The 12,626-nt window shown below is 40.2% G+C and carries 11 protein-coding genes; 9 read left to right on the forward strand and 2 right to left on the reverse strand.

The window, feature by feature from the left end; all coding sequences use genetic code 11:
* Window positions 1-7: 7 nt before the first annotated feature.
* A complete protein-coding gene (locus tag R2S08_RS21350) occupies window positions 8-3,106 on the reverse strand; it encodes a DUF6493 family protein (RefSeq protein ID WP_316837046.1) in 3,099 nt (1,032 codons plus the stop codon).
* A 207-nt stretch (window positions 3,107-3,313) separates the two neighbouring features.
* Entirely contained in the window at window positions 3,314-4,210 is an 897-nt protein-coding gene (locus R2S08_RS21355; RefSeq protein ID WP_316837047.1) for a helix-turn-helix transcriptional regulator, read from the reverse strand.
* Window positions 4,211-4,384: 174 nt separating this feature from the next.
* Between R2S08_RS21355 and R2S08_RS21360 the strand changes: the two genes are divergently transcribed.
* From R2S08_RS21360 to R2S08_RS21400, 9 genes are all read left to right on the forward strand, one after another.
* Window positions 4,385-5,449, forward strand: coding sequence for a carboxymuconolactone decarboxylase family protein (locus R2S08_RS21360; protein WP_316837048.1), 1,065 nt, complete (start codon window positions 4,385-4,387; stop codon window positions 5,447-5,449).
* Between the two features lie 236 nt (window positions 5,450-5,685).
* Window positions 5,686-6,546 carry a bestrophin family protein gene (locus tag R2S08_RS21365; protein ID WP_316837049.1) on the forward strand — a complete coding sequence of 287 codons (861 nt, stop codon included), beginning with the start codon at window positions 5,686-5,688 and terminating at the stop codon, window positions 6,544-6,546.
* Complete coding sequence (locus tag R2S08_RS21370) at window positions 6,546-7,448, forward strand: histone deacetylase (RefSeq protein ID WP_316837050.1); 903 nt, start codon at window positions 6,546-6,548, stop codon at window positions 7,446-7,448. Before R2S08_RS21365 ends, R2S08_RS21370 begins: the two co-directional genes overlap by 1 nt.
* 106 nt (window positions 7,449-7,554) lie before the next feature.
* Window positions 7,555-9,405, forward strand: coding sequence for a DNA topoisomerase III (topB, locus tag R2S08_RS21375; protein ID WP_316837051.1), 1,851 nt, complete (start codon window positions 7,555-7,557; stop codon window positions 9,403-9,405).
* Window positions 9,406-9,485: 80 nt separating this feature from the next.
* On the forward strand, window positions 9,486-9,848 hold the full coding sequence (locus R2S08_RS21380) for a PleD family two-component system response regulator (RefSeq protein ID WP_133778419.1): 363 nt from the start codon (window positions 9,486-9,488) through the stop codon (window positions 9,846-9,848).
* 50 nt (window positions 9,849-9,898) lie between these two features.
* Window positions 9,899-10,234 (forward strand): hypothetical protein, encoded by a 336-nt coding sequence (locus tag R2S08_RS21385; RefSeq protein WP_316837052.1) that lies wholly within the window; start codon window positions 9,899-9,901, stop codon window positions 10,232-10,234.
* Window positions 10,225-11,031 (forward strand): hypothetical protein, encoded by an 807-nt coding sequence (locus R2S08_RS21390; protein ID WP_316837053.1) that lies wholly within the window; start codon window positions 10,225-10,227, stop codon window positions 11,029-11,031. The genes R2S08_RS21385 and R2S08_RS21390 overlap by 10 nt, the downstream gene beginning before the upstream one ends.
* On the forward strand, window positions 11,031-11,960 hold the full coding sequence (gene miaA / locus R2S08_RS21395) for a tRNA (adenosine(37)-N6)-dimethylallyltransferase MiaA (protein WP_316837054.1): 930 nt from the start codon (window positions 11,031-11,033) through the stop codon (window positions 11,958-11,960). The genes R2S08_RS21390 and miaA overlap by 1 nt, the downstream gene beginning before the upstream one ends.
* A 118-nt stretch (window positions 11,961-12,078) precedes the next feature.
* Window positions 12,079-12,609 (forward strand): hypothetical protein, encoded by a 531-nt coding sequence (locus R2S08_RS21400; protein ID WP_316837055.1) that lies wholly within the window; start codon window positions 12,079-12,081, stop codon window positions 12,607-12,609.
* Window positions 12,610-12,626: the final 17 nt, after the last annotated feature.

A 12,626-nucleotide genomic window follows, 5' to 3' on the forward strand; every position in this document is an offset into this window, starting at 1 on the left:
AGGTAGTTTATTTGATGATTTGTTTAATCAATGCCTTCAGTGCGGCATTGTCTTTCCATTTGCTGAAGAAAGCAATTGATGTAGCTGAAGGTTCCTGATTCGTTTTGTACAACAGATCAATATAATGTTCTACTACTTTTTTAAAGTTAACAGGTAGTTTTTCGGAATCAACAAAATGTTTAAATATGCCTTCCAGCAATTGTAGATAGGCAGAATTGTGTACTGCAGACACATCTTTTAAAGTACCCAGACTATCTGCCAGCCGTAAAAATGTGCTATATTTATTGTAAGAAAGATAGCCTAATTTCTCTGCCAACAGTTCCAGATCAATAGCTTGCTGCTCCATCAGGTTGATCAGTACTTCGGCAGCCATTAAACGGATGTCTTTCTTGCTTTGGAAAAATGTACAGGCAAATACCAGCATGGTTAAATCTGAAAAGGGAAAGCCGCCGTTGTTCAGCAGATTTAAGAATCCTTTCAATTCTTTCCCTCCTTGATCGGCAGTGGAGCAGGGAGAATGGATCAGAAAGCAGGCCAGGGCATCTGCATTTTGTGGCATCAGACTGTGCCAATAGTATACATTTCCTTCATTGCCCAAATGATACCCCCAGGTGTTTTTTTTGCCATATAGATCCAGTCCGTACAAGCAATAATCGGGTACATTCTGATAGCCGGCAACATGGAAACTCAGCTCGTACCATGATGGTGTCCGTTCTTTTTGCTTGGTCTGGTAGTTCACATATTCATTCCATTTCTCTTCAATTTTTAGTTTTGGTTTGAAGGGTGCGACTACAAAGGGATAATCTTTAAGGTAGGTGTTTTCAAACTGCGGAAATGTTTCCTGTGGATAATAAGTCCGTGCGGCTACACTCTTTACGGCCTTATAGTCCGTATCATCTCCTGTTACTTTAGAGACCAGTTTACCTAATAAGGAGTTCGTTTTAAAACTGATTTCTTTGGTTGTTCCAAGGCAAAATGCCATCAGGTTTTTTAGTTCGCCGGTAAGTTGGTTTAATAGAGGAATGGCTTCTTCTGTTTGTTCGCGTGGCATCCTGCCAATAGCGATGTTCAGGTCCAGGTAATTAATCTTTATATTATTCTGTTGCCGGGTAATCAGTCTTTCCATTAACACTTTTGGTGCTATCCAATAGGGTTTGTGTGTTGGAAATGAAAGCAGGGGAAGGTTTAGGCCGCTGTTGATTTGCTCTTGTACCGCATGCAGCATGGGCTTAATCAATAATAAGGTCCTGATTTTGTGGTAAGCATTGTCCTTTATCTTGAATTGATAATTCCAATCCTGCATCTTTTGTTGCAGGAAAACACTTACATAAGCTTTATGAATGCTTTCAAAATATTGCTTTTCCAACTGCCTTTTATAAGGGGCTAGCTGTGTGGAGTAATCGGCTGGAAAAAGGTGTTTTTGGGTAATGTAAGTATTCAGTAACAGTTCGGTATCTAAAACTTCGTCTGAGTTGATGAAGCTTCCAAACAGGTAAACAATATCGTTCCAATCTTTAGGAAGCACAACTTCTTCCAGTAATACATTTTTTGTTGCTGGTACAAAATGATAGGTTTCTGTTGAGTCGGTATGCGCACTTTGGGTTCCTTTAGGTAGCAACTCTGCTAAGTTTGCAGGTACATTTCCCTGCATAAGTGCCGTATAACCTGCTAATTTTTCCTGTAACTCCTTGTCATTAGCAGATGCTATCTTTAGCAATACTTTGGCCGCCCTTTCTTGTAGATTCAGGTCTGGGACTACAAAAACATCTGCAGTCAGGGCGCTGATTTTTTTATTCAGTTTTGGGTACAGCTTATTCATTTTTTCTAAAACCGGAAGCACCGTTTTTATGGCCGTTTTATTGTCGTTAGCCATCATAACAGGCTCTAACCAGTCTAAAAAAGATGTGGCATTGAACTTCTTGTGGTCATATATCTTTTTCACCTGCTCTATTGCAAAATTCACTATTGGGGCATAAGAATAGTGCAGGCAGGCAAAAATGTTTTCCTGGTACTGTATAAGCTCCTCAACTTCCAGGTTTAGACTGGCTAATCTTTTTCTAAAGAAAGACTTTAGGTTATTGTTCCAGTCTTTGGTTTGCATCAGGATGATTTCTGAAATGAATTGCTTACGGTCCAATTTACCTTCTTGTAGTAGGGTGTCGTAAATAATCTCCCAGGCATTGAACTCGTCGTAAGCCTGTTTGTCATTATCTCTGAAATGCAGATGATGTAGGTTAGTTTCGTAGCTAAATAATTCAGGAACATCACGTCCGTATGCTAACTTATCGTTTATGATGTAGCTTATATATTCTCTTATTTCAATCTTTGAGTTCCATTGGCGGAAATTTGCAATAGCCAAGGCATACAGCTCGGGCGACCAGCTTAAAAATCCCTCGCTTTCCAGAAATCGCAGTGCCATATAGTCGAAATTCCTCCAATCATTTCGTCGGATTTTTCCCAGTATGTAATCTGCGATCCAGTTGGGTGCAGCCCATTGGAGTACTGCCATAGTTTCTGGCTCGTGGGCTTTGTTTAATAGTTCGAATATTTCTTCCCATGGATTGATGTCCGTCTTATTGAACAGGGCCAGAGCGCTAAGGACAATAACGTTCTTTTGATGTTCATTTCCACGAATGCCCCATTGGGAATGGTTTGCTGGTATTAATTTAGCGCCTGGCTCTTTACTGAGGTCAATATAATCCATCCAGTAGCGTTTGTTTTTCCTGATCTGTTTTTTTAGTGCTTCAAGATTTCCTTTTGAGTGTTCTTGTAAAAAGGGCAGGAGTTCGGCTACTTTTCCGGATTTAACGAGTGCGTCGTAGTTGGTAAGTATTTCGTTGATATTAGTTGATGAGGGGGTGTTTTTGTTATTTGTAGTTTTCTGGCTGACGACTACTTCGCCATTTTCAGAGTAACCTTTTTTTATTTTTTCGTTCAATAGCTTTTCAGCTACTTTGAGGCATTCGTCACTGTCTGTAAAGGTTTTGGTTTGTGAGGTTCCGCTTGTTCCGTTTCTACCGTAGGTTACGGTGTATTCAGAGCCGCTTACTTCAATTTGCCAGAATTTATCTGAGTTTCCATCGATGTATTTAAGGTGTTTTCTCATATTTCCCGTTGTCCGCTTGTTAAACCAGAAATAGAGTTTTGAGGGTTAAAAGCGTTGTTAGTTTATAGGTGCAATTTAAGATTTATAAAGATTATAATATGTGAAAAATATGTTTTCTGATTGGGCTGAATCTTTTAGGTTCTGAGGTTTGATCATGAAAACCTATTTTTTTTGGGTGCAGACCAGGGGGGTAGCGATGTTCTCCTTCTAATTCAAACTTCTGAACTCGTTGGGGGTTATTCCAACTTTTTGCTTGAATAGGCGGGTAAAATGTTGCTGGTATTTGAATCCAAGCTCACCTGTAATTTCATTGATGGATTTATTTGGTTCGAAGATCCTTTCCTTAGCTTCTGCTATCAGTTTTGTTTGTATATAGTCAAGTGCTGTATTACCTGTCTCTTTTTTAATGAGATCGCCAAAGTAATTGGCCGACAGATGTAACTGCTCTGCACAATACGTGACAGTGGGCAAGCCAAGAGCCTGCGATTTTCCCGATCTGAAATAATCATTCAAGAGATTCTCAAACCTGACCAATATGTCTGTATTGACATGTGCTCTGGTAATAAACTGTCTGTCGTAGAAACGCATGCAATAGTTTAAAAAAAGCTCAATGTTGGAAACGATAAGTGTTTTACTATGCTTATCTATATTAAGGTCTATCTCGTCCTCTATTTTATTGAAACAGTCGTTGATTGTTGTGTGTTCCTTCTTGGAGAGATGAAGTGCTTCATTGACATCGTATGAAAAAAAGGTATAGTCCTTAATCTTTTTTCCTAATTGGGTTCCGGAAATCATGTCTGGATGAAAGACCAAAGCCCTTCCTGAAGGTTTGATGATCTTTCCACTACTGTCAATTCCATATACTTGGCCCGGTGCAATAAAAACCAGTGTCCCGTCTTCATAGTCATAAGGTTGGCAGCCATACCGTATATCACCACATTTTATGTTTTTCAGAAAAACACAATATAATCCCATATATCTTCGGAACTGCATATAAGTAGGTATTTCGTCGAAATTGACGATGCTTACCAAAGGGTGTTTTGTTTCGACCCCCATCTCGTCATTATACTGTTTTACAGTATCGATCTTTTTCACCTCTTCCATAACGTTCTGTTTTAATTTCTATACAAAATTAGAAAACCTTTCTTTTGGATGTAACTCCATGAGGCTAAATCCGTAAAAGTGGTAAATACATCCGTATTTTGCATAAGCAAGTTAAAGTGTTTAATACTGAACTTTGTATAAGTTAAACAGTTATGGGTAAACTCAAAAAATAAAATGAACAGATTCAATATCAAATATGTGATTTTACTCTTTTTGTTCGCAATAAATGTAAACACCATGGAAGCACAAGAAAGCATCAACAGTAAAACAGCGTTGAACACACATCAACAGACACTAGCCACAATAGCTGCCCTTACAGCAACGGGCAATCAGGAGGAACTTAAATCTGCATTGAGCAAAGGACTGGATGCAGGGCTTGTGATCAACGAAATAAAAGAAGCATTGGTTCAGCTTTATGCTTACTGTGGATTTCCCCGCAGCCTGAATGCTCTGGGCACATTTAGAACCGTATTGGACGAAAGAGAGGCAAAAGGCATTAAGGACAAAGAAGGAAAAGCTATAGTAGTTGAGAATATCGTGCCTGATAAGTATGAACAAGGAAGAAAGGTTCTTGAGGAATTGACCCGGACTCCACAACAGAAACCTGCACCTGGATTTGGGGAATTTGCACCCCGTGCCGATGCTTTTTTAAAAGAACACTTGTTTGCAGATATTTTCCACAGCAATGTGCTTAACTATCGCCAACGTGAGTTTGTTACAATTTCGGCACTTGCGGCAATGCCAGGGGTTGAACCGCAGTTGAAGGCACATATTTTCATGGGCAAAAACACAGGGGTAACAGATGCGCAGCTGGCCGAACTTACAGATGTAATTGAAAAAGCGGTCGGAAGATCACAGGCAAATGTTTTGAGAAAAGCAATCGGACAACCGGAGTTGCCAGTCATACAATTCGACATGATGGTAAGGATCGCTGAAATAGAGGTTGTACCCGAGTATTTGGAACAATACAACGTCATTCTTAAAGACCAATCCTCTAAATCAATGGAAATAGAACCAGGTGTGATTTCAATCTTTCCGATGTACCAGAAAGATAACCCTACAGTGTGTAGGCTTATAGAAATATACGCCAGCAAGAACGCTTATGACTCTCATATAAAATCGGAGCATTTCCAAAAATATAAGACAACTACACTTAAAATGGTCAAGTCGCTCAAGCTGTTGGAAATGGGGGCACTTAATCCTGAGGCCATGAAATTAATATTTGAAAAATTGAAGTAGTGATGCAAAACTTTAGTTAAAAATATTTTTAAGTGGGTGCAGGCCGGGGAGGGTGCAGTTTTAGGGATGTATAAATGATTTCAGGATATACGATTGTGGTGTTATAGATGGTCTCCCGGGGGAGTTAGAAGCGTGAGCAAGTAAAATGGAGCAGGAGTTAACGGTTAGTTAGCTCCGCTTCTGCATAAGTTTTCCGCTTTTTTGCAGATATTTGAATCCTAGAATTTAAATCATCTATGATCAATTACAACCCGAAAGAGTGGGCATCCTTTATATTTCATATTCATAAAGCAGATACGTTCAGGAAATTATGGCCCTTAATGCTAGGCATTGCTATATTTTCAGCAGGGATCGCCTACCTCGGCTTTCATTTTATCGATATGACTCAATTGCCCTTTGTAAAAAATATTGGTGTGATGCACAGTTTATTAGGCTTTGTGATTTCTATGCTTTTGGTGTTCAGAACGAACACTTCTTACGACCGATGGTGGGAAGGAAGGAAGCTGTTAGGCGCTTTGGTAAACGTTTCCCGTAACCTGTCTATGAAAATAAAAGCATTAAACTTAGGGCCGGAAGAGATTGCCTTTTTTAATTATGCCATTCCGAAGTTTGCCTTTGCTTTAAAAGAGCATCTCAGGGAAAAGAGACTATATGGGAAAGACAGTGTATTAATAGAAATTAAAGAAGGGGCACATTTCCCCAACCAGATCGCGTCGGGTATCGTATCAAGGGTATATGGTTTACAGGCAAAGAATTTGATTTCTCCCCAGCAATTGATGATTCTGACAGAAGATGTGAACCAGTTTACCAATATTTGCGGTGGTTGCGAAAGAATAAGAAATACGCCAATCCCATATTCTTATAGTGCGTTTATTAAGAAATTTGTGTTCTTCTATGTGATTACAATGCCTTTTGGATTGGTGTTTAGCCTGGGTTATTATATGGTTCCAATTGTACCATTTATATTATACGTACTAACCAGTTTAGAACTTATTGCAGAACAAATCGAGAATCCATTTGGACTGGACGCTAATGATTTGCCGGTAGATGATATTTGTAATAATATAGAAAAGCATACAGCGGAAATCCTTTTGTAATGATTAAAATTGCTTATCATGCATTGTATGCTCATCCTTTGCCGGAGGGGCACCGCTTCCCGATGCTGAAGTATGAACTGATTCCTGAACAACTTTTACACGAAGGGACTATAGGTTCGGAGCATTTATTTGAGCCTGAAATGGCATCAGAAGATGTCATTTTGCAGACGCATGATCAGGCTTACTGGGCGTCGCTGAGGGATCTGGAACTTGCTCCGGCTGCACAGAGAAGAATAGGTTTTCCATTAAATGCTCAATTGGTGGAACGAGAGATCAGGATTGCGCAGGGGACTATTAATGGTGCTTTGTTTGCTTTGCAGTTTGGAATTGCTTTTAATGTGGCTGGTGGTACACATCACGCGGGTAGCTTTTGGGGTGAAGGATTTTGTTTGTTGAACGATCAGGCTATTGCAGCAAACTATTTGTTAAATAATGGTTTAGCCAATCGCATCTTAATTATAGATTTAGATGTTCACCAGGGCAATGGTACGGCCGAAATCTTTGAACAGGAACCAAGAGTGTTTACTTTTTCCATGCATGGAGATAAGAATTTTCCGTTTAGAAAGGAGAAATCAGATCTGGATATTCCACTTGCAGATGGGACGGGCGACGAGGAATACCTTTCTATACTAAGAAGAACACTCCCTTCTTTACTGGAGCAGCATCAGCCTGATTTTGTGTTTTATCTTTCTGGAGTTGACGTTTTGGCTACGGATAAGCTTGGTAAGTTGTCTTTGTCTGCAGAAGGTTGTAAAAAAAGGGATAGAATGGTTCTTCAGTTTTGTAAAGACCATCAGCTTCCTGTTCAGGTGAGTATGGGAGGTGGGTATTCTCCAGAGATCAGGCATATTGTAGATGCACATTGCAATACGTTTAGATTGGCTATGGATTTGTTTAGTTAAGGGGGCTTTTTAAATTCTAATTCGCTTGATTGTAGCGAATTGTGATTTTTTAATCTTTTTACGGTTTTTTTAGTGAAATTTGAAGGTTCGGACTTAATTCTATTTGATGAAGATTGTAATTGCGGAAAAGCCCTCTGTAGCTCGTGAACTGGCAAAAGTTTTTGGAGCAACGACTAAAAGAAATGGATACATTGAAGGTAAAGGGTATTCTTTTACCTGGGCATTTGGTCATCTTTTACAATTGGCTCCTCCTCAAGAATATGGTTTTATAGGCTGGAGGAGACAGCATTTGCCTATGCTACCTAAAAAGTTCAAGCTCGCTATCCGGAAAATCAAAACAAAGGATGGTTTTGTAGACGATCCGGCAGTTAAAAAACAGCTGGATGTAATTAAACAGTTATTTGACGAGGCTACCGAAATTATTGTTGCAACGGATGCCGGGCGGGAGGGTGAACTCATCTTCCGTTATATTTATTACTTCCTGAAATGTAAAAAACCTTTTAAGCGTTTGTGGATTTCTTCGCAGACGGATGAGGCTATAAAAGATGGGTTCAGGAATTTAAAACCTGGTACAGATTACGATACTCTGTTTAACTCTGCACACTGCAGATCTGAATCAGATTGGCTGGTGGGTATGAACGCAACACAGGCACTGAGTATTTCTGCGGGATCGAGATCTGTATTGTCATTGGGTCGGGTGCAAACACCAACTCTGGCTATGATCTGTTCAAGGTATCTGGAGATTAGGAATTTTGTTCCTCAGACCTATTATCAGTTAAGTATTCTTTTAGATAAAGATGGCCAAGTATTTAAGGCTATTTCTGTTAACAGTTTTGAAAAGAAGGAAGATGCTGAAGCTTTATTTGAAAAAATTGAAGATATAAACGCTGGATTTCCTAATGGTGGGAAGATTGTAGATGTAGAGGCAAAGCCCAGAAAAGAACCTCCTCCGTTGTTGCATGATCTGAGTAGTTTGCAGCAGGAGGCCAACAAGAAAAAAGGTTTTACGGCTGATCAGACCTTAGGCTTGCTTCAAAATTTGTATGAAAGTAAATTGGTCTCTTATCCAAGGACGGGTAGCCGTTATATTGGCGATGATATTTTTGCGGGCATACCGGCATTGATAGAAAAGGCAAAGCTGCATCCTGATTTCAGTAAGTCTGCGGAATTTCTGCAGACCGTTCCACTAAATAAGAGGAGTGTAAATGCAAAGAAGGTCACCGATCACCACGCTGTATTGCCTACCGGTGAACAGCCCTATGGATTAAGTCCTGATAAGCAGGCGATTTATGATATGGTGGTTGGACGAATGCTTGAGGCCTTTCATCAGGAATGTGTTAAAGAAGTCACTAAGATCACGATTGAATCTGGTTCGCTTTTTACTGCAAATGGTACGGTGATCCGTTCTGCGGGCTGGAGGTCTGTGTTGAACGATACGGATGAGGATAAGAAGGATGAGGATAACCCTTCACTGCCTAAGGTTAAAAAGAACGAACAATTACCTATTCCTGAAAAAGCGCTCCTGGAAAAGCAAACGAAACCAAAGGCCATGTATAATGAAGCTTCCTTGTTAAAAGCACTGGAAACCTCGGGTAAGGAGATAGAGGATGAAGAACTGCGTTATGCGATGAAAGATACGGGTTTGGGAACGCCTGCTACAAGAGCTTCTATTATAGAAACACTGATCACCAGGGAGTACATTATAAGAGAAAAGCGAAATTTAGTGCCTACTTCTAAGGGCCTTGCGGTTTATGATGTGGTTAAAGACCAGAAAATTGCCCAGGCGGAGTTGACCGGACAATGGGAAAAACGGTTGGAGGAAATTCGATCGGGTGCTTCGGTAATGGATTTTAAAGTGGAAATTTCTGATTATACTCGTACGATTACCAATGAATTGCTGGTTGCGGGGGCTACATTGCTGGAAAAGATGGCGCCTCAGCCAGAGCCGGCTAAATAAGTGTGGAATGAGGGCTTTGTGGTATTATTTTTGCTCCAACAAACAAAAATGATCATTCTGGCAATTCACAAATAATGTAGATGAATACACAAAAAAAAGTAATGATTGCTGATGATGATCCGGGTATACTGGACGCGGTTGAAGCCATGCTTGAGTTTGGTGGATATGAAGTGAGTTCAACCTCCAATGGTGCCACTGTTCTTGAAATGCACGATCATTTTCCTGATCTGCTTCTTTTGGATATCTGGATGTCTGGTACAGACGGTAGGGATGTGTGTAAAGTATTGAAAAAACAGGAGGATACTAAGAATATACCCATCATTATGATTTCTGCGAGTACTGAACTGGAGCGTTCTGCTAAGGAGGCCGGTGCAGATGATTTTTTAGAGAAGCCATTTGATATGGAGGTTTTACTTGGTAAGATTGCTCATTTTCTAAAATAAGGAACAATATGAACTTTGAGGTGTTATTTGGCTAAACAAACAACAAACCGATGAAAACAGATTTCATAGAAATATTCCAGACCATAAGAGCCGCAATGCAGCCATATGCAACACTTGGTTTTACCAACAGGGAGAACAGCGACACAACCTATGATTTGTGGAGTGATAAAAATATTAAAACCGGACCTGATCAAAGATCAGAAACTTTTTTTGCTTCTATAACGGCAGCTCACCACGAAGCTATACTAAAAACTAATTTCGGGGCTGAGGTATTAAAAGGCGCGCCGGTTTTAAAAATTAAGGAATTGGATGAGGGATTAATGAATCAGATTGAAGAAGCGCTGGCTGTGGGCTATAGGTTATTTAAAGAAAAGGAGTGGGTCTGAAAGCCAATTGGTTAACTGAAATTAAAAACATATTTGAGGAGCAGGGAATCTATGCCGAAAGTGCGGTATATCATTCTTTTAAATTGCTGCTGTTGAATGAGGGTAAGGTCATCTTACACTTGGTTTCACTGAATCAGCATGATGATCCGAAAGAACTGCTGAGTTATCAGCTGACCTGTTTTAAGGAGGGCAAGCAGGTCATTCATTTATGGGAGGATATCTGGCAAAATAGAAAACAGCAGGTTTTGAGTAGGCTGAAGTCTGTTTTAGGGCTTAATCAAAGGCTGCATGGCCGATCTACTTCTGTTGTGAAAATTTCAAAAGAAGACGCGGAAAGCTTTTTGGAGGCGTATCATATTCAGGGTAGTGCCGGTGGAAGATATAGGTATGCCTTGTTGTATAAAGATGAGGTGATTGCGGTTGCTGTTTTTAGTCATAAAAGGAAAATGAAAGACAAAGGAGAAGATTATACTTCTGCCGAACTGGTCCGTTTTGCCACTAAGGATGGAATAACTGTAATTGGTGGAATGACCAAACTGATTAAACATTATCTCCGTCTGTTTAGTCCGAATGATTTGATGAGTTATGCAGACAGGGACTGGTCTGTAGGAAATGCTTATCAAACTGCAGGATTCGAGTTGGTAGGGGAAACACCTCCATGTCCGTTATATGTTGATCCGGCGAACTGCATCAGGTATTTTTTACATAGAATTCCCGGGGAATCTGATCAGAAGAAAATCAATTCTTATATTCAGGTCTTTAATACGGGGAATTTAAAATACGTTTTATACCAATAATGCAGGGAAATCCATTGTTAATTGTTCTGGGGCCAACGGCTTCGGGTAAGACCAGGCTTGCAGTAAGTCTTGCTGATGCACTAAACGGGGAGGTTATTAGTGCAGACAGCCGGCAGGTTTTTCGAGGGATGGATATTGGAACTGGAAAAGATCTGGGAGAATATGTTGTGGATGGCAGGGCGGTGCCTTATCACCTGATCGATCATAAGCAAGCTGGGGAGCGTTACCAGGTGGATGCTTTTAAAGAGGATTTCTACAGGGTTTTTGAGTTTTTGACTGCCCGTAAAAAGTTGCCGGTGCTTTGTGGTGGAACTGGTATGTATATTCACAGCATTCTCCAGCAGCATGAATATACGTCTATTCCTGTTCAGCAGGAATTCAGAGCGCGCATCCAGGACTTTGATATAGAAAAGTTGCGAAAGATTTTATCGACATATCCGGTGGCCCATACGAAACACGCGGACCAGTCTACGGTGAAACGACTGATCAGGGCTATTGAAATAGCCGAATACCTGAACGTTCATCCAATGGCTGTGAAGGCAAGACCTGAATTCAATCCGCTGGTCATTGGTTTAACAGCTGATGTGGAAGTGAGAAGGGCGAGAATATGGAAGAGGCTGGAAAGCAGACTGGAGAACGGAATGATTGAAGAAGCCGAGGCTCTGATAAAGGCTGGGGTAAGCAAGGATATGTTGATCTTTTATGGTCTGGAATATAAGTTTCTGGTGGCTTACCTATCGGGAGAACTTAATTTTCAGGAACTTAAAGAGCGCCTTTTTACGGCTATTTGCCAATATGCGAAGCGTCAGATGACCTTTTTCAGAAAGATGGAAAAGGATGGTGTAAAGATTCACTGGGTGGATACGCAACACACTGATTCTATAGAAACAAGGGCAATTGAGCTTTATAAGGAACATTTTTCTGTTTAGTGCTCAAATAGCCATATACTCAAACTGCTGTATATAAGCGCCTAGAGCTTAAATATGCAGCGTGGCATGCAATTTGTTTAGATAGTGCTGTTAGGTTTACAAATAAACAAATACAAAAATGAAAACAACTACAAAAATCATAGCTTCTGCAGTAGCTGCCGTGGCTTTGTTCTTTACCACGAATGTAAATGCTCAGTCGCCTAAATTAGGAATAGGCTTAAATGCAGGTATACCAACTACTAACGGATATAATTTCGCACTTGGTGGAGATCTTCGTTTTCAATTTGACGTCTCAAAGCAAGTTTCCATTCCTGTAACTGCAGGATATACTAATTTCTTTGGAAAGAAAGATTACTTTGCCCCCGGAGTGGATATGCCTAGTGCAGGTTATATTCCTGTAAAAGCTGGGGTAAAAGTATTTTTTGATGAAACTGGTTCAGGATTTTATGGAATGGGAGAACTTGGTGCTGCTATTGGAGTTAGTAATAACGCAAAAACCGGCTTTCTGTATTCTCCGGCAATTGGATATTCCTGGAGTAATGGCTTAGACCTTGGTCTGAAATATGAAGGAATTGCAAAAGGAACAAAAATCGGCCCTGAGAATATGAACCAGGTTGCTTTACGTATTGCTTACGGCTTTAAGATTTAGAAATCAATTAGATAGAG

Origin of the sequence: Pedobacter nutrimenti (assembly GCF_032678445.1) — a bacterium.
In the GTDB taxonomy this organism is placed as follows: Bacteria; Bacteroidota; Bacteroidia; order Sphingobacteriales; family Sphingobacteriaceae; genus Pedobacter; species Pedobacter nutrimenti_A.

Coding starts and splice junctions, on each gene's coding strand:
- R2S08_RS21350 (WP_316837046.1), bottom strand. CDS start 3,106: ATGAGAAAACACCTTAAATACATCGATGGAAACTCAGATAAATTCTGG.
- R2S08_RS21355 (WP_316837047.1), bottom strand. CDS start 4,210: ATGGAAGAGGTGAAAAAGATCGATACTGTAAAACAGTATAATGACGAG.
- R2S08_RS21360 (WP_316837048.1), top strand. CDS start 4,385: ATGAACAGATTCAATATCAAATATGTGATTTTACTCTTTTTGTTCGCA.
- R2S08_RS21365 (WP_316837049.1), top strand. CDS start 5,686: ATGATCAATTACAACCCGAAAGAGTGGGCATCCTTTATATTTCATATT.
- R2S08_RS21370 (WP_316837050.1), top strand. CDS start 6,546: ATGATTAAAATTGCTTATCATGCATTGTATGCTCATCCTTTGCCGGAG.
- topB (WP_316837051.1), top strand. CDS start 7,555: ATGAAGATTGTAATTGCGGAAAAGCCCTCTGTAGCTCGTGAACTGGCA.
- R2S08_RS21380 (WP_133778419.1), top strand. CDS start 9,486: ATGAATACACAAAAAAAAGTAATGATTGCTGATGATGATCCGGGTATA.
- R2S08_RS21385 (WP_316837052.1), top strand. CDS start 9,899: ATGAAAACAGATTTCATAGAAATATTCCAGACCATAAGAGCCGCAATG.
- miaA (WP_316837054.1), top strand. CDS start 11,031: ATGCAGGGAAATCCATTGTTAATTGTTCTGGGGCCAACGGCTTCGGGT.
- R2S08_RS21400 (WP_316837055.1), top strand. CDS start 12,079: ATGAAAACAACTACAAAAATCATAGCTTCTGCAGTAGCTGCCGTGGCT.